This window comes from Flavobacterium cucumis (assembly GCF_900148835.1).
GTDB lineage: Bacteria > Bacteroidota > Bacteroidia > Flavobacteriales > Flavobacteriaceae > Flavobacterium > Flavobacterium cucumis.
Genome location: NZ_FRYK01000002.1, coordinates 402,750 through 418,865 on the forward strand (window position 1 = coordinate 402,750; position 16,116 = coordinate 418,865).

At 32.0% G+C, this 16,116-nt stretch carries 20 protein-coding genes; 18 read left to right on the top strand and 2 right to left on the bottom strand.

The genetic code is table 11. From position 1 onward, the window contains the following. Positions 1–11 precede the first annotated feature (11 nt). The 7 genes from BUE95_RS13645 to BUE95_RS07855 all read left to right on the top strand — a co-directional run bounded on the left by BUE95_RS13645 (position 12) and on the right by BUE95_RS07855 (position 2,579). The gene (locus BUE95_RS13645) at positions 12–167 is read left to right on the top strand and encodes a hypothetical protein (protein ID WP_159433500.1); all 156 of its coding nucleotides are present in this window, start codon (positions 12–14) and stop codon (positions 165–167) included. A 109-nt stretch (positions 168–276) separates the two neighbouring features. Next, a complete protein-coding gene (locus BUE95_RS07835; RefSeq protein WP_073583138.1) occupies positions 277–765 on the top strand; it encodes a hypothetical protein in 489 nt (162 codons plus the stop codon). An 87-nt stretch (positions 766–852) separates the two neighbouring features. Next, positions 853–1,317 carry a hypothetical protein gene (locus BUE95_RS07840; RefSeq protein ID WP_143165242.1) on the top strand — a complete coding sequence of 155 codons (465 nt, stop codon included), beginning with the start codon at positions 853–855 and terminating at the stop codon, positions 1,315–1,317. Between the two features lie 5 nt (positions 1,318–1,322). Next, the gene (locus BUE95_RS13560) at positions 1,323–1,475 is read left to right on the top strand and encodes a lmo0937 family membrane protein (RefSeq protein ID WP_143165243.1); all 153 of its coding nucleotides are present in this window, start codon (positions 1,323–1,325) and stop codon (positions 1,473–1,475) included. A 22-nt stretch (positions 1,476–1,497) separates the two neighbouring features. Continuing rightward, complete coding sequence (locus BUE95_RS07845) at positions 1,498–1,734, top strand: YtxH domain-containing protein (protein WP_073583142.1); 237 nt, start codon at positions 1,498–1,500, stop codon at positions 1,732–1,734. A gap of 6 nt (positions 1,735–1,740) precedes the next feature. Then, positions 1,741–2,094, top strand: a complete 354-nt coding sequence (locus BUE95_RS07850) for a phage holin family protein (protein WP_073583144.1) — start codon at positions 1,741–1,743, stop codon at positions 2,092–2,094. A 155-nt stretch (positions 2,095–2,249) separates the two neighbouring features. Beyond that, the gene (locus BUE95_RS07855) at positions 2,250–2,579 is read left to right on the top strand and encodes a hypothetical protein (protein ID WP_143165244.1); all 330 of its coding nucleotides are present in this window, start codon (positions 2,250–2,252) and stop codon (positions 2,577–2,579) included. Positions 2,580–3,261: 682 nt separating this feature from the next. Here the strand turns inward: BUE95_RS07855 and BUE95_RS13650 are convergent. Together BUE95_RS13650 and BUE95_RS07865 are read right to left on the bottom strand one after the other, a co-directional pair. After that, positions 3,262–3,438: a hypothetical protein gene (locus BUE95_RS13650; protein ID WP_159433501.1), complete on the bottom strand. Its 177-nt coding sequence runs from the start codon at positions 3,436–3,438 to the stop codon at positions 3,262–3,264. 209 nt (positions 3,439–3,647) lie between these two features. After that, positions 3,648–4,427, bottom strand: a complete 780-nt coding sequence (locus BUE95_RS07865) for a LuxR C-terminal-related transcriptional regulator (RefSeq protein WP_159433502.1) — start codon at positions 4,425–4,427, stop codon at positions 3,648–3,650. An 84-nt stretch (positions 4,428–4,511) separates the two neighbouring features. On the opposite strand from BUE95_RS07865, the gene BUE95_RS07870 reads away from it, so the two are divergent. From BUE95_RS07870 to BUE95_RS07920, 11 genes are all read left to right on the top strand, one after another. Then, a complete protein-coding gene (locus tag BUE95_RS07870) occupies positions 4,512–4,949 on the top strand; it encodes a hypothetical protein (RefSeq protein WP_073583150.1) in 438 nt (145 codons plus the stop codon). Between the two features lie 185 nt (positions 4,950–5,134). Further along, the gene (locus BUE95_RS07875; RefSeq protein ID WP_073583152.1) at positions 5,135–5,689 is read left to right on the top strand and encodes a hypothetical protein; all 555 of its coding nucleotides are present in this window, start codon (positions 5,135–5,137) and stop codon (positions 5,687–5,689) included. Between the two features lie 16 nt (positions 5,690–5,705). Further along, complete coding sequence (locus tag BUE95_RS07880) at positions 5,706–6,788, top strand: hypothetical protein (RefSeq protein WP_143165245.1); 1,083 nt, start codon at positions 5,706–5,708, stop codon at positions 6,786–6,788. Between the two features lie 9 nt (positions 6,789–6,797). Beyond that, positions 6,798–8,630 (top strand): hypothetical protein, encoded by a 1,833-nt coding sequence (locus tag BUE95_RS07885; protein ID WP_143165246.1) that lies wholly within the window; start codon positions 6,798–6,800, stop codon positions 8,628–8,630. 2 nt (positions 8,631–8,632) lie between these two features. After that, entirely contained in the window at positions 8,633–10,324 is a 1,692-nt protein-coding gene (locus BUE95_RS07890) for an MORN repeat-containing protein (RefSeq protein ID WP_073583158.1), read from the top strand. A gap of 11 nt (positions 10,325–10,335) precedes the next feature. After that, positions 10,336–10,869 (top strand): hypothetical protein, encoded by a 534-nt coding sequence (locus tag BUE95_RS07895; RefSeq protein WP_073583160.1) that lies wholly within the window; start codon positions 10,336–10,338, stop codon positions 10,867–10,869. Next, complete coding sequence (locus BUE95_RS07900) at positions 10,862–11,320, top strand: hypothetical protein (protein ID WP_143165247.1); 459 nt, start codon at positions 10,862–10,864, stop codon at positions 11,318–11,320. Before BUE95_RS07895 ends, BUE95_RS07900 begins: the two co-directional genes overlap by 8 nt. Continuing rightward, positions 11,321–11,764: a hypothetical protein gene (locus BUE95_RS07905; RefSeq protein ID WP_073583164.1), complete on the top strand. Its 444-nt coding sequence runs from the start codon at positions 11,321–11,323 to the stop codon at positions 11,762–11,764. It abuts the gene before it with no gap. Positions 11,765–11,779: 15 nt separating this feature from the next. Then, the gene (locus BUE95_RS07910) at positions 11,780–13,168 is read left to right on the top strand and encodes a T9SS type A sorting domain-containing protein (RefSeq protein WP_073583166.1); all 1,389 of its coding nucleotides are present in this window, start codon (positions 11,780–11,782) and stop codon (positions 13,166–13,168) included. Positions 13,169–13,325: 157 nt separating this feature from the next. Further along, the gene (locus BUE95_RS07915; protein WP_073583168.1) at positions 13,326–13,961 is read left to right on the top strand and encodes a hypothetical protein; all 636 of its coding nucleotides are present in this window, start codon (positions 13,326–13,328) and stop codon (positions 13,959–13,961) included. Positions 13,962–13,990: 29 nt separating this feature from the next. Beyond that, positions 13,991–16,108 carry a tetratricopeptide repeat-containing sensor histidine kinase gene (locus BUE95_RS07920; RefSeq protein WP_073583170.1) on the top strand — a complete coding sequence of 706 codons (2,118 nt, stop codon included), beginning with the start codon at positions 13,991–13,993 and terminating at the stop codon, positions 16,106–16,108. Positions 16,109–16,116: the final 8 nt, after the last annotated feature.

Sequence of the window (16,116 nt, forward strand, 5' to 3'; positions counted from 1 at the left end):
TTAATAGAGCTATGACAACTAAAAAAAAGCAAATTATTGCTTCTAAAAAAAGCGATAAAAAAAAACAGAGCGACAAAGTTCAAAAGAAAATTCAACAAAACCCAGACAGAAAAAAAGAAGAAAAACAAACGAATTTGGAGAGGAAGACTCCTTATGAAAAAATATGAAATCAATAGTAATATCTAGGAATTGTATAACTATTCTTTAAAATTCTATAACATAAAAATAGTATTTAGTAACCACCTTTACATTATAAACAATAATAAATACTCAGTCATGAAAAAAATAATTTTAGTCGCTAGTATGTTAATCGGATTATCATTTAGTACTCAAGCACAAAATACTTCAAAAAACGCACTAGGGTTACGTTTAGGAGACAATGACGGATTTGGGGGTGAAATATCCTATCAAAGAAAACTAGCCGCTAACAATAGATTAGAATTTGATTTGGGATGGAGAAACAGTAACCAGGTAGACGCCCTAAAATTAGTAGGATTGTATCAATGGATTTGGAATATCGAGGGAGGCTTCAATTGGTATGCAGGTCTTGGTGGTGGATTAGGAACTTGGAGTACCGACAATAATGACAATAACGATAAGGGAACATTTGCTTTAGTGGCTGGTGATATTGGTATCGAATATAATTTTGATATTCCATTACAACTTTCATTAGATTTTAGACCAGAAATATATTTTAATTCGAATGATTTCAGAGAAGATAGTTTCGGACCCGATATTGCTTTAGGAATTAGATACCGCTTTTAAAATTGAAACTTCAAATTACTTCGAGAAGATCAAAAGTAAAGTTACAAAAACTCAAAAAAAAACGTATAAACTATTAAAATCAATAAAATGAACAAATTAATTTTAGGTCTTGCTATAGCAGTGTTTATGGTAGGAAATGTATTTACAAGTTGTAAATCCAACACAGAAAAAGAAGCAGATGCTATTGAAAACGTTCAAGAAGCAGAGGAAAATCTGGATAATGTTACTAATGACATTAACAATGACGCCATAACAAAAGCTAACGATGCAGAATGGCAAGCGTATAAAGCTGAAGCTTACAAAAGTATTACTGAAAACGAAACCCGTATTGTAGCACTCAAAAAAGCAATGAATAAATCGGGAACTACATTTGATGCTAATTACAAAAAAAACATTGATGCTCTGGAAGAACGTAATGAGACATTAAAAAATAAAATCTCAGATTATGAAAACAATCAAACCGATTGGGAATCATTCAAACGAGAATTTAACTCGGATATGTCAGAATTAGGGAATGCACTAAAAGATTTAACCGTTAACAATAAAAATTAAGGAAAATGAGTAATTTATTGTATACAATTGCAGTGATTTTGGTCATTCTATGGGCTGTAGGTTATTTTGCTTATAGTGCTGGATCAATTATTCACATCTTATTAGTCATCGCAGTCATCGCTGTTTTATTTCGACTTATTCAAGGAAAAAAAATATAGATTAAATTTAAAAATAGAAATTATGGAATCAGGAAAAACAGCTTTAGGGCTATTATTAGGGGTTGGAGTTGGCGTTCTATTGGGGGTTTTGTTTGCCCCAGCTAAAGGTTCTAAAACCAGAAAAAAAATCATGGCTAAAGGTCAGGACTACGCAGATGAACTAAAGAATAAATTTGAAGGTTTATATGATGAAGCTTCTGGCAAATACGATGGTTTAGTAGACGATGTAAAAACTATGGTTACACCAAACAAAATTTAAATTAAAATGAAAAACAACACGGCAACAATTGAAAACCTGCTTGAAAAAGCAGCAACTTATAGTAAAACATCACTAGAATTAATAAAAAGCGAAGCTGTTTATAAACTTTCAGATATCGTTTCTAATTTAGCGGTGAAATTGGCTATGACTATTGTTGCTGTTGTTGTTTTACTTTTTATGAATATTGCATTAGCGCTTTTCCTGGGCGATTATTTAGGAGCTAAGTATTACGGCTTTCTTGCTGTAGGCTTCATCTATTTCTTTATAGCCATTCTGCTCTATACTTTTAAAGAAAAATGGATCAAAACTCCTGTTAGTAATTTTATTATCCGTAAGATAATCGATAAGATTTCGATATAAAATTGGCTTCAACTATAGTATATTCAAACAATTGAAAATCATAAAGCCCAGATAAAATAATTAAATATAATATAGAGGCCAAACAATTAAAAAAGAGATACAACTACTAGTCCCAATTTTTCAAAATGATACCGCTAAAAATAAAATGTTACGATATGAAAGCTATCAATCAAAAAAAAGCATTAGAGATGAGAATTCTTGCTTTAAGAGAGAAAAAAGCGATGGATTTTTTGACTCTTGAAGAGCAATATAGTATAACAATTGATAACTTAAAAACAATTAATTTAATTACGAATGTAATGGAAAAACTGATGATCCCATTTGGTTCAAAATCAGTCTTGATGAAACTTGTAATTCAAGTTAGCGCTAATTACTTGGATAAAAACTTTTTTGACAATACATCTAAAAATCCTATCAGAAAAAGTTTAAAAAATTTATTTATAATCACACAACTTTTACTCAAAACACCACAAAGGTTTTTCTAATTTCTAAAATTTTAAAAACTTCTCCCCAAATTAAAATTTTAAAAATTCCCAAAATTTCACTAATCTGTGTTCCAAAAAAACCTGAAACTTGAAACTTGAAACCACACAAAGATTTTTCTAATTTCTAAAATTTTTAAGATCTGTATTCCTAAAAAATCCACCACCATCCCTCTTCGCTTTAGTAAACCCTATTTAACCACAAAACAAGCCAAAGAAAAACCCGCGACCATCCGTTAAATATGTTTCATCCACGTTCCAAATTTTAACCATTCCTCCCCAATTAAATTTTTAAAAATTCCCAAAATTCCTCCAATCTGTGTTCCAAAAAAACCGAAAACCTGAAACTTGAAACCATACAAAGATTTTTCTAATTTCTAAAATTTTTAAGATCTGTATTCCAAAAAATCCGCCACCATCCGCCTTCGCTTTAGTGAATCCGTCACCATCCGCGTTTTGCAAAAGTAAATCAGCGTCATCCGCGTTCCAAATTTTAAATTTTAAAGATTTCTCAAATTATTACAATCTGTGTTCCTAAAAAACCTGGAACTTGAAACCTGAAACCACGTAAAGATTTCTCAAATTTCTCTAATCTGTGTTCCTAAAAATCCGTCACCACCAGCCTTCGCTTTAGCGAATCCAAATTAAAAACAAAGCAAGCCAAACAAAAACCCGCGACCATCCGTTAAATCCGCGTCATCCGCGTTCCAAATTTCAAAGATTCCTCCTCAATTAAAATTTCTCTAATCTGTGTTCCAAAAAATCCGTCACCATCCGCCTTCGCTTTAGCGAATCCGTCACCATCCGCGTTTTGCCAAAGCAAACCCGTGTCATCCGCGTTCCAAATTTTAAAAACTCCCAAAATTTCCCAAATCCGTGTTCCCAAAAATCCGCCACCATCTAAATCCTAAAAACAAGTGAAACGCCTAAATGCTCTTTTTTAAACCCTCCACTTCAAATTCAACACAAAGCTAAAAAAGCCTATGTCTATCTGTATTCCAAAAAACTTGAGACAACATTAACTTACTCACAAAGCTAAACAAAGTATCTATTTACCTCCACTATATCAAATTAAAGTATGTTTTGTGTAACTGCTCTAAACAACAATTCAGAATTTGTCCTACAATTAGTCTTTCTTAATATATTTTTTCTATGACTATCAACTGTATGTTTACTAATGAATAAAATTGCTGCAATTTCATTACTTGTATTCCCATTAACAATTAACTTTAGAATCTCTTTCTCACGGATAGTTAAAAGCATAGGCTCTGGAGGAATATCAATTACTTCATCTACCGCAACGTTAATATAGGAAGGAGCTCCATCTAAACCTATAAAAGAAAGCCCCGATGGAATGTTGTCTGGCTTCAAATGGGTAACATCAGTATGAACTCCTAGAACGCGAATTACAGCCCCGTTTTCATCACTTTGAATGGTGGTAACCTGTTGCAAAATCCATTTATAAGTCCCATCCGAACACTTTATTCGGTAATCATAACTTACCTTATACTTCATTACCAAATCTGGTGATAATCCATTAAAAAACGAAGTTACTTTCTGTTCGAAAGCTATAAATCTATTTTTATCACCAGGATGAATGTTATCAAAAATATATTCAACAGAAAAATCTGATGTTTCATTGAGTTTTAAAACTTTTTTTACATTATCACTCAAAAACTCAAACTCAACCTTAAAAAGATTACAAATGTAATAGTAGTAGTCTCCTATATGAAAAATATCAAGCAATTTCTTGTGAATTTCCAACTCATATTCAATATCCATCGCTTTGTCTTGGTAACGAGCAATCTCGTACCAAGTTTTCTTCATATCATCATATTTGAGTTTCTCCATAGACATAATTCATTAAAAATCACTACAAATAGGGATTTTATGACACTATCAAAAATAATAAATTTGATACTAAAATAAAAATATATGAAAAAATTTATGCGCAACAATGTTAAAATGCTAATGATAGTAACTGTTTTTTTAACAGTATCTAACAAAATTCAAGCACAATTATCTTGTGATGATAAAGGCTATTTTTATTTTAAAGCCTACGACCCGCATTCAAAAACAGTATATATGAGCAACATCATCAATGGTGACGCTTACTATTGTAGTGGTGGCAAAAAAGTAATGTTTGACAACAAAAAAGTTCAAATTTTTAGAAATGCTGTAAAAGAAAAAGACGCTAATGCTAATACCATAATGGATTTTATAATTCCAAACAATTACGGAAGTAATCGTAGAGGAAATAAACTACCTAACGATTTTGAAGCTGTCAAAAAAGAGTATGAAACGGATAAAGCTTCGGTAAGAAGTCCAGACAAAATCGTCATTGTAACTCTAGCAGAAGAATTATTCAAGTAAAATCCTTACTTCTTTACGCCACTTTCAAAGCTATAAAAGTCATAAAACCTAAGATGTCAGAAGCCACTACATCGCTCTATGGTTTCTGAAAAAAAGTACTCATCCAATTATTCTTAAAAAATGATTTCCTAGATTATTGAAATCATGTACTTGATTTAATCAATTAACTCATAAAACTTATAACTATGAAAACAATTAAAATACTATTTCTTTTCTTAGGGATTTTAGTAGCTAGCAAATTAAACGCACAAAAAAACCACAGCGAATGGCGCTATCTTAGAGGAGACAAACCAGTACAATTTCAGTTAGAAAAAACAAAAGTGGTGGGAAACAAAGTGTTCTACAAAATTCACTTACGCCTTAATAAAGAAGGTGCTGGCTATTGCACCCATGAATTGTGCTATGGCTACGTCATTTATTTACCCATTTATGAATACGATACGGATACTAAAACAGGAAAAGCAACCGATTTACATTTTAAAATACCTAAAGAGTTTGCTGGAGAATACATTATTCCAACAGAATTTTATACGGTAAACAAAGCGGAATCCAATGGTGTCATTTCGTATTGGGATCACGAAAAAAATTACCCCATGCAGAAAGTGATATCCAATGGAGAAATAAGACAACAACTAGAATTTTTAAGAGGTTGTGTTGATACCAAAAGGGTAAATAAACCCTACAATGATTATTGCAATAACAAAGGTTTTGTAGAATCAGAAGCTGTTGAAATTAAATAAATTAATTTGCAAAAAAATGAAAACAATAAAAATATTTTTCCTTTTGATAGGAATATCAGTAAGTAGTCTATTGTATGCACAAGATGGTCATTTAAAATGTGCCCCCGGATGTGTCTATGCTCAACAATTACAAGGTAAAAACACAGTCTCCTGCATTGATAGAGTATGCTCTATTTGCCATGAAAAACTAGAAAAAGAACGCAAAGAAAAACTAGAAGCCGACAAACTAGCGGCTCAAAAAAGAGCCCAACAAGCTGAACAACGAAAACAACAACAAACTAAATTGATTGCCGACCAAAAAAAACAAGTAGCTATCCAAATACAAAAAGCGAAAGACAATGAAATGGTTTTGGTCGCGCCAAAACAGAAATCTAACAATCTAATAATAGAAACAAAAAAGAAAGCCAAAAATAATATTGAAAAATTTCCATTGTGGACTCCTGTAAAAGATGAAACATCAGGACTGATAGGATTTAAAGATAAAAATGGCAAAAATGATCATTGGAAAATTCAGCCTCAATTTGTTGAAGCTATTATGCGTAATACAAGTTCTTTTGAAGCTGGATGCGAATATGCCATTGTGACAATAACAAAAGGCAATAGAACTACAGGCCAATGTGGTAATGAAACATTTACACACGAACAAGCTCTTATTGACAGAAAAGGAAATATTATTTTGAGTTCTGGAGAGGGGAATGAACTGGAATTTTTTTATGATAGGGATTTACCATTCATACTAAAGTTAGTTAGCACTGGTCCTGCTTATTCTTGTTCACAAGAAATTTATTCAATAAAAGAAAAAAAAGTTGTTGCGACCATTAGTGGGAATTTTTTGAATTCTAAAGGTAATACTATATTATTCCATGGAATTGACATATATATTAATTCGCTCAGCACAAGCAGTCTCAATGAAAACACTATTAATAAACTTAAAGAAATCTACATAGAAAAAACATATGATTATGCCAAAATACACTATCTAAATTCAAAAGGTTGGGACGACCCAAAATATAACGATGGTATTTGGACTGCTTATTTGATGAATAAAAGTGGAGATTTTAAAATAGTTAAAGGTGAAGGGCCTATTTATTTAAAATAACGATAAATTATGGAAAAGCAAATATTTATAATCATCATATGTTTTATATGCAATACAGTTTCTGCACAACAAAATACTTATTTGGATGCACTGAAGCTAAAGGAAATTTATGAGCAACATAGAAATAGAAACTTAGATTACATAAAATTAAAGAATGAAATTAATTCTATTTTATCTCAATACAATTTAAATCTTGACGAATTCAATGCATTCAATAGTAACCCTTTTTTGTCCAATGATTTTTTTCCATATCCTAAACCATTAACAAATAAAAATGGGACTGGAGGTAAAAAAAATGATTCGAATAATTTTGAATCTGTACAATTTGATATTGCAGATTTTAGTGCATCCGCAACTAGTCAACCAAGCTGGCAAACACTAATAATCAAAGGAACATCAGACTTTTTAGCAGATAGATTTACAGCAGAGCTAATCAGTATGGCTACAAATAAATCATTTCAAAAAATAAAAGATTTACAAACAGTCAAAAGTCTTTTTCCTAATTCAATGCAGTTAATTAATGAAATTACAGACAAAAACTCTAATACAACTACTTATGCATTAGATTTTAACATACTGAAAAATCTGGTAAAGAAAGATATTGCGGAAATACCCAAAAACATTCCTTCTCTTACAGGTCTAAATCCAACACAAAAAGATTTTTACAATATCGGTTATCATATAGCAACACAAACAAAAGAAGGTTACTCTATTCAACAAATAATTGAAAATTTATCCAATTCTAATGAGATAATTAACCAAGATTTACAGCTTGCATTAAAGCGTTTGAATATCTTATCAATAGCTTTACAAAACAAACAAGGTGCAGCTACCATTTGGGTAAATCCATCTAATGATTTGAATTTTTTAAATACTAAAAATGATAAGGAATTGGTTGCTAGATATTTTTATGGTTTGCTATATGAACAATTAAAAGATGATCCTATTTTCAAACCTTACACTGAAAATCCAATTCAGTTTGTTGAAATGGTTCAAAGTTTTGGTTCTCTTTTTAACCAATTAAATAGCACTTACGAACTACTTAAAAGTAAAGACTTTAATCTAAAAACTACTGAAGATTTCATTACTTACAGTACCAATATAACAAAAAGCATTAATGTTTTTCTAAATACTAAAATCATCAACGATTATTTGAAGATTGACAATATAACTTTTACTTATCTAAATTCTTTTTTAAGTATTTATGAAGCTATCTTAAATAAAGATTATCAAACAGCACTGATTAATACGTATTTCATGCTAAAAGAAACAATGAACCTCGAAGACCTGAGAGGTTTAACCTTTTTATCAGAAATTGCAATGGTAGAAAAATCAGAAGACGTTAGGAAGATTTTAGAATCTTATACACTACCTATTGGCAGCTCATCAATCAAGCGTAAATCAAGTTTTAATATCTCAATCAATGGATATGTTGGTTTATCAGGTGGTATAGAACGAGCTTACATAAACGGCAATAGAGATCGTGGAAACTTTGGTTTAACAGCCCCAATTGGTTTTACTATTTCGACAAGTGATAAAAAAAGGGCGAATTTTTCTGCGTTTTTTAGTGTAATAGATTTAGGAACAATGGTTAATGCTCGATTTAATGATACTGAAATTGAAAATCAAGATGTAAAGATTGAACAGTTCTTTGCACCAGGCTTAGGGATTTACTACAATATACAAAAAACGCCAATAAGTTTAGGACTGCATTATAGCTACATCAAAAATCTAAAAGAGTTTACACAAAACAATTCAACAGTCGAAAATAACTTTGGGGTAGGAAGATTCAATTTTTCCATATTAGTCGACATTCCATTTTTTAACATTTACACCCACTAATCATGAAAAAAATATCAATATATATACTTTTAATTATCCCGTTTTTTTGTTTCTCGCAAAAAATATTCAAAGATGAACTAGGCAACACTTACTCAGGTGAATTCATTGAAAATGATTTTACTGGCAAAGGAACCTGCACCTATTCTAATGGCGAAACCTATGAAGGAGAATGGAAAGACGGTGTTTTCTCTGGAAGGGGAACATTAAAATTTCCAAATGGCGAGCGATATGAAGGAAATTGGTCGAATGGATTACAAGAAGGTAAAGGAATATATTATTATCAAAATGGAGAAAAGTACGAGGGAAATTGGAAAGAGGGAAACATAAGTGGTTTTGGGGATTTATTAAAAGCAAATAATGTTATCATATATACAGGTTACTGGAAAAATAATAGGTATGATGGAGAGGGTAAACTTTTTTCGAGTGCTATTGAAGTTTATGAAGGTCAATTCCGTAACGGCGAATTTAACAAAGGAAAATTAACTGTAAGCTACAATAACGGCAGTAAAATTATTTTTGATGGTGACTTTAAAGATGGAGACATTTATCAAGGTAAAATATATTTCCCAGATGGTAGTATTTATTCAGGTAAAATTGCAAACAGAGCACCAAGTGAAACAGGCACTTTTGAAATTAAATTTGAAGACGGTAAATATGTTGGAGAACTTGGAAGTTCTTTACAAGACGGCAACGGTAAAATGACCTACAAAAATGGAGACGTCTATGATGGAGAATGGCGTAAGGGTTACAAAAATGGAAGAGGTTCTATGAAATATGCTAATGGAAATTATTATTGGGGCTCATGGGGAAATGATGTTCGATGGGATGGTGAATTAACAAAAACCAATGGAGATTATTTTAAAGGAACTTTTAAAGGTAATAATATTTACACTGGGGAAATCAAAACGACTTTAAAGGATGGAAGTAAATACATCGGAGATTATGAAGAAGATGCTTTCACAGGCAATGCTAAAATTGAATATACAAACGGCGACCGCTATGAAGGATTGGTCTTGGATGGCAAAAGAAATGGAGCAGGGACTTTGTATCTTTATAATGGAAATTGGATACAAGGAACATGGGAAGCAGATAAAAAAATCAAAGGTAGAAAACGTTACAAACAGAGTATAGATCTTGGTGCTAATTATTTTTCAGTAAATTACTCTGGTTTGCCATTGTCCATTTCAAATGATGAAGAGCATACACAAATAAATCATCCAATTAATGGTACATTTAATTATGGATATCTTGGTAGATGGTTTAATGTAGGAATTGGTGTTGGTTATTTTCAACAAAATGAATTATTTCAGCTTTTTGATACTTCAACTTCTGAGATCACACTTCATGATTATAGCAATCTTTATCTAGCAGTAAACGCAGGACCCACCATTGCTTTATTCAAAGACCACATCATTTTTAAACTAAATTATGAATTGGGTTATTTAATAGGAAAGAAAGATCAATATGATACTTCCGATTTTTCTGATGTAATAGTAGATACCAAACCAATTTTAGCTCATAATATTCAGCCTGAGGTCATGTTCAGATGGGGTCAAATGGGGATTGGAGCTTATTACAAAATATCCTCTTTTTCTGATCCTAATAAAGAAGAACCTGATGAAAAAATTTCTAGATATTTTGGGTTTCCAAAGCAATCAACTCAAATAGGATTCAGATTAACAGCACTTTTTTAAAACTATAAATGATGAGAAAAATATTTAAGTACTTTGCCTGTTTGTTGATTTCAATCTCCTACTCCCAAACCACCACCATCACCCAAATCCTTCAAAAAACTTTGCAACAGGAAAACGAGGCACGCAAAATGGTGTTCACAGAGGTGGATACATTGGGCAATGAAATAGGATTATTACAAATGGACATCGATTCCTTAGAAGTAACCGAGCCGTTTGTCATCAAAAACGATACCCTCTATTACACCACCAAACACCATTTTGGATTTGAAAAAGGATATTACCTCGACCAGCAAATAGTTGCACTCAAAGATGTAATAGCAGTAACCAAAGACATGGGAATCTTTTTTGAAACCACACCCGATAAAGTAACCCTCATCCGAAAAGAATATTTTGACGATGGTAATTACACGAAATCAAGTACAACCAAGGATTTGTTTCGCACCCACTTTGTATCGTTACGACAAAATGAATATTTGGCAGATGAATTAATAAAAGCCTTCAAAAAAGCAGGCTATAAAATAGAAAAAGGATATTGGTATGATTAAGAAAATGAAAGTTAGCTTTGTTTTTGTATTACTTTTTACGAGTATCATGTTTGCCCAAAACAAAAGCCACATCGACAGCTTATACCAAGTAAAAAACTACTTGTTAGACCTTAGAAGTACTGTAATCAAAAATGATGGGAACACAAATGAGCAACTCATAAAAGTAGCTCAACTCATGGAAAAAGGTAAGGTTTATGAAAAGCAATTTCCCATTTGGCTCAAAGCTGTCCTCAATGAAGACAGTTGGCACTATACGGAAATGAAACGACAATTCACACTTATTTTACAAACCCTTGCGTTATACAAATCCGACCTAAAAGCCAAGCCAAATCAACGTCCTAATAATTTGGATGATTTGAAATTTTTGAACAATAGCATTCCTAAACTCGTTGATGAAATTTACTATTATTGTAAATTAGCTGAAGAAGAACGCTTGAAAAAAACACATTAAATGCAAGAACGCTTCCAAGACCAAAATTTCCGACTCAAAGACTTCCAAGAGGAAGTAGCTGTAGCGTGTCCAAAATGCCAAAAAAAAGCATTGGCAACCGTTAACTATGAAGAAAAGAAAGCCAAACTCACTTGCACGCATTGTGGTTTTCACGATGTAAAAGACACTTTGTTAACCCATCTGGGCTATACCGCTAACTACAAGGCTGATGCTAGTGCTTATTTTGATGTGGAAACTTGGTATTTGGCCCCTTTTAAAAACGACTTCTTTTTTGCTTACAACGAAGCGCATTTACTCTATTTAGAACAATACATCGGTGCTAAACTTCGTGAACACAAAGACCGCTCCCATTTTACACTTTTGGAAAAACTACCCAAGTTTTACCACGAAGCTAAAAACCGTGAACCGCTTTTAAAATTGATTGATAAATTGAAAAATAAATAATTAAACTAAATTAACATGATTAAAAAAATACTTTTCAGTTGTATTACATTAGTAACACTTGAAGTTGCTTTAGCACAAGACGGAAGTCTTGATGCTACTTTTGATGTAGGATTAGGTACAGATGCTAATATAGAAACAACAGCACTACAACCTGATGGGAAAATACTAATTGGTGGTACTTTTTCTTCTTACAATGGTGTTACCCAAAATAGAATTGCTCGACTAAATTCGGATGGAAGTCTTGATAATAGTTTTAATGCAGGTGGCATTGGAGCCAATAATTCTGTTAATTCTATAATAGTTCAACCTGATGGTAAAATATTAATCTGCGGCGCTTTTGAATTTTATAACAACATTCCAGTTTCTAAAATAATACGTTTAAATTCAGATGGAAGTTTAGATAGTAGTTTTACTAATAGTACAATTTCGAGTAATTACATTTACAATATGGCCTTACAATCCGATGGAAAGATATTAATTGCTACTCAATATGACAATATGTTTAGGAGAATTGAACGATTGAATTCCAATGGAAGCTTAGACGCAACATTTAATTTAGGAGTTGGAAGTAATTTGGATATCTTATCAATTGTAACACTTTCCGATGGTAAAATTCTAATAGGTGGTAATTTTACATCTTATAATTCAGTTAGTACGGGTAATATTGCTAAACTCAATAGTGATGGTACTTTAGATACATCTTTTAACTCGGGCACAGGGTTTAATGGCTACGTACACAAAATGGTTGTACAATCGGATAACAAAATTTTAGTAGGTGGCTATTTTTCAAATTATAACGGGACTAATGTAAATAATTTTACAAGAATTAATCCTGATGGGAGCATTGACAACTCATTTAATACAGGAACTGGAACTTCAAATTATGTTTTAAGCATTGCTATACAATCTGACAATAAAATTCTAATCGGAGGAGGTTTCTATGTTTACAACGGATTGCCTATAACTCAATTAGCTAGAATTAATCAAGACGGTAGTTTAGACAGTGGTTTTTCTCCAGGTAGCGGACCTAGTGGACCTATATTTTCCATTCTAATTCCTTCAAATGAAAAAGCTATTGTAGCCGGTAATTTTACTACTTACAACAGTGCCGATAGAAGACGAATAGCAAGAATACTAGCAAATTCAACTCCTTTAAGTATTGATGATCCCAAAATGACAACGCTAAAGTATTATCCAAATCCAATTGAAGACACATTTTATATCGAATCACAAAATCAAATCAATAATATAACAATGACGAATCTTTTGGGCCAAAAGTTACTAACGCTCGAAGGAAATGATAATAGTATTGAGGTACAAGTAGCACAATTACCATTAGGAGTTTATGAAGTTAATGTGGTTTCAGGTGAAAAAACTGAAAGCTTCAAAGTAATTAAAAAGTAGTCCATGTGAGAAATTGAATTAAAAAAATATAGGTTTACTTCTCGTAAGCATAAAATTACTAATCATCATTTTAGTTAGCTTAAAATCTTTTAAGGAACAGGAGACAAACTTCATCAATACAAACAGTTGAATTAACTTAAAATTACATCAAGCAACCATGCATCCTTTTTTAGTCTATTATCACAATCCAGCCACAACGCATGAAACTCTGGAACAAAAAGCCTTCGAGTTTCAAAGTTTAAAAGGAACTGCTGTTCACACTTTAGCAGAGGCCTTTGTGGCAGATTACGCTCGTGCCGAAGCCTATTTTTTGTTGCAAATCATACAAGAACAAGGTAGCAAAACAGAAGCTGAATTGCTATATGAAGCGTGTGTTGTCAACCATCGTTTAAAAGAAAAGGTGTCAGCACAACTTTTGGAAACTTTTGGCAAATTAAAATATGAACCCGCTTTTAAAATGCTGTATCATTATGCTTTGGAGGCACTTCAACCCAAAGATTATTACACCAACATGTACGCAGTTTTTGGGCTTATTGCCTACCAACCTCAAGGTCTAGACGAAGTAATTAAAAAAGCCATTACCACCACTTTTGGGCAAACCTTCTTTTGTGAATACTTGCCCGCACTTGCACTTTTATTACCACCCAATGATGCTATTGCCCAACCCATTTACGAATCGTACATCAATCATTGTGCGGAAGATTGCAGTGCCGGCTATAAAATGGCATTAGAACATTTGGAGCAACACAAACCTAAAGAGGAAAGTTTATTCGAAAAGCTTGTAAACGGCTAATTTAGAAACGGATTTTAAACATAAGTAAAATGAAAATTCAGATAATACAACAACTTAAAATGAAATATACTGCTCGTTTAAAATGCGTTGTAATTTTATTTTTATTAGTGCCTATTTTTACTTTTAGTCAAGTATCGCAACTAGAAACCCAACTAAAAACAGCAGCTCATGATTCAATACGCTGTGAAATTTTGAATGATTTCATTCAAGAATCCGATGATAATACAATCCAGCTATACTACAATCAGCAGTTAGAGAAATTAGTCCAAAAAAATCTCAATCAAACTAAAGTCGGATCACCCGAACATAAAAAATTCTTGTTCTACAAAGCAGAAATACTTCTTAATTATGCCGACTATTATCAAAGCTTAAGTCCTCCTAATGATAGCATTACTTTACTTTACAATAAAAAATATTTAGCCGTTCAAAAACAGCTGAATAATGAGAAAGGTATTGCGGATGGATATCTAAACATGGCAGCAACACATCATTATCTCAATAATTTTGAAGAGGCCCTTTATAATTATAAGCAAGCATTAAAGTTTTTTAAAAAATTTAAAGATCGTAAAAGTGAAGCCCGTTGTCTTAACAATATTGGATTGGTTTATGAAAGCCAAGGAAAATATCCTGAAGCTTTGAAATATTATTATAATTCTTTAAGCGTAAAAGAAAAACTAAAAGACAAAAAAGGAATTGCCAACGCCTATTCTAATATAGCAACTGTATTTTGGCAACAGGAAAAACTTGATGATGCCCTGATAAAATACAAAACTGCTTTGAACTATTTTAAAGAAGCAAATGATACATTGGGAATTGCTGATGTACATACAAATATAGGCATCCTATACATTGACCAAAAAAAATACCAATCGGCCATTGAGTACCATACTAAAGCGCTTCAAATTTATGAAAAAGAGCAAAACTTAAGCGGTATGGGAACAGCTTATGGAAATCTGGCCAGTGCTTATCTCTACCAAGGGAATGCCAAAAAAGCAAAAGAAATTTATTTGAAAGCCTTAACCATAAGAGAAAAACTGGGCAATAAAAAAGGAATTGCTTATTCTTATTTAGGATTAGGAATGTCCGAACTCCAACTTAAAAATCCAACGGCTTCCAAAAAATACCTACAACAAACTTTAGCTTTATCAAAAAAATTAGGCGTAAGAACACTTATCAAAAGTAGTTACAATAATTTAGCCAAAGCGGATAGTGCATTATTTAATTATAAAGAAGCCTACGAACATTATAAATTGTTCATAAGCTACCGTGACAGTATCAATAATGAAGAAAACGAGAAGAAAAGTTTGCAAACGGTAATGCAACATGAATATGAAAAGAAAGCAACACTTTTAAAACAACAAAATGAAAAAGAAAAGGCGCAACAAAAAAGCAGGTATATCATCCTAATTTCCTCATTACTATTTGTTGCTACGTTTTCTTTGATTTGGTTTTTATTTTATAAAAAAAAGCAAGCCTCTCAAAAAATATTAAGAGAAACCTTCTTGAAGCTTGAAATTGCTGAGCAAGAAAGACGCCGTATTTCAGCAGATCTTCACGATGATTTAGGTGCTGGCATCTCAACCATTAGCTTATTAGGAAACCGAATAAAAAGTCAAGATGATATTGAAAAAATCAAAGCCGATGCTGATACCATTATCAAAAGTACCAAAAAAGTAAGTGAAAAGTTAACAGAGGTAATTTGGGAACTAAATGCCGAACACAATAATCTTGAAAACCTTTTACTTTTTATTCAAAAACAAGGCAATATTCTTTTTAAAGAAACCCCAATCTCATTTAGTATGTTATTACCTATAGATATACCAAAAGTCTCTATTCCTAGTCACAACAGAAAACAAATGTATTTATCAGTAAAAGAATGCTTTCATAACGTAATAAAACATGCAGAAGCGACAAAAGTTAGTTGCAACGTTACATTTGATAAGGAATTAAAAATAAGCATTAAAGATGATGGAAAAGGATTTAACGTGGTAGAAAATCTTAAAAATGGTTTTGGTGAAGGCATAAATAACTTGAAGTATCGATTGGATGGTGTAAAAGGAAAAGTAACCTTTGAATCATCAGACATAGGAACTACCGTAATTTTACAAGTCCCCCTAAACTTTGAAAATCAAAATGAAAAATTATAATACTATTA

Bases quoted from the DNA above. Each gene is read 5' to 3' on its own strand.
- BUE95_RS07905 (WP_073583164.1), top strand. From the start codon at position 11,321: ATGCAAGAACGCTTCCAAGACCAAAATTTCCGACTCAAAGACTTCCAA.
- BUE95_RS07840 (WP_143165242.1), top strand. From the start codon at position 853: ATGAACAAATTAATTTTAGGTCTTGCTATAGCAGTGTTTATGGTAGGA.
- BUE95_RS07920 (WP_073583170.1), top strand. From the start codon at position 13,991: ATGAAAATTCAGATAATACAACAACTTAAAATGAAATATACTGCTCGT.
- BUE95_RS07895 (WP_073583160.1), top strand. From the start codon at position 10,336: ATGAGAAAAATATTTAAGTACTTTGCCTGTTTGTTGATTTCAATCTCC.
- BUE95_RS13560 (WP_143165243.1), top strand. From the start codon at position 1,323: ATGAGTAATTTATTGTATACAATTGCAGTGATTTTGGTCATTCTATGG.
- BUE95_RS07870 (WP_073583150.1), top strand. From the start codon at position 4,512: ATGAAAAAATTTATGCGCAACAATGTTAAAATGCTAATGATAGTAACT.
- BUE95_RS07850 (WP_073583144.1), top strand. From the start codon at position 1,741: ATGAAAAACAACACGGCAACAATTGAAAACCTGCTTGAAAAAGCAGCA.
- BUE95_RS07845 (WP_073583142.1), top strand. From the start codon at position 1,498: ATGGAATCAGGAAAAACAGCTTTAGGGCTATTATTAGGGGTTGGAGTT.
- BUE95_RS07835 (WP_073583138.1), top strand. From the start codon at position 277: ATGAAAAAAATAATTTTAGTCGCTAGTATGTTAATCGGATTATCATTT.
- BUE95_RS07875 (WP_073583152.1), top strand. From the start codon at position 5,135: ATGAAAACAATTAAAATACTATTTCTTTTCTTAGGGATTTTAGTAGCT.
- BUE95_RS07910 (WP_073583166.1), top strand. From the start codon at position 11,780: ATGATTAAAAAAATACTTTTCAGTTGTATTACATTAGTAACACTTGAA.
- BUE95_RS07915 (WP_073583168.1), top strand. From the start codon at position 13,326: ATGCATCCTTTTTTAGTCTATTATCACAATCCAGCCACAACGCATGAA.
- BUE95_RS07890 (WP_073583158.1), top strand. From the start codon at position 8,633: ATGAAAAAAATATCAATATATATACTTTTAATTATCCCGTTTTTTTGT.
- BUE95_RS07900 (WP_143165247.1), top strand. From the start codon at position 10,862: ATGATTAAGAAAATGAAAGTTAGCTTTGTTTTTGTATTACTTTTTACG.
- BUE95_RS07855 (WP_143165244.1), top strand. From the start codon at position 2,250: ATGAAAGCTATCAATCAAAAAAAAGCATTAGAGATGAGAATTCTTGCT.
- BUE95_RS07885 (WP_143165246.1), top strand. From the start codon at position 6,798: ATGGAAAAGCAAATATTTATAATCATCATATGTTTTATATGCAATACA.
- BUE95_RS07880 (WP_143165245.1), top strand. From the start codon at position 5,706: ATGAAAACAATAAAAATATTTTTCCTTTTGATAGGAATATCAGTAAGT.
- BUE95_RS13645 (WP_159433500.1), top strand. From the start codon at position 12: ATGACAACTAAAAAAAAGCAAATTATTGCTTCTAAAAAAAGCGATAAA.
- BUE95_RS07865 (WP_159433502.1), bottom strand. From the start codon at position 4,427: ATGGAGAAACTCAAATATGATGATATGAAGAAAACTTGGTACGAGATT.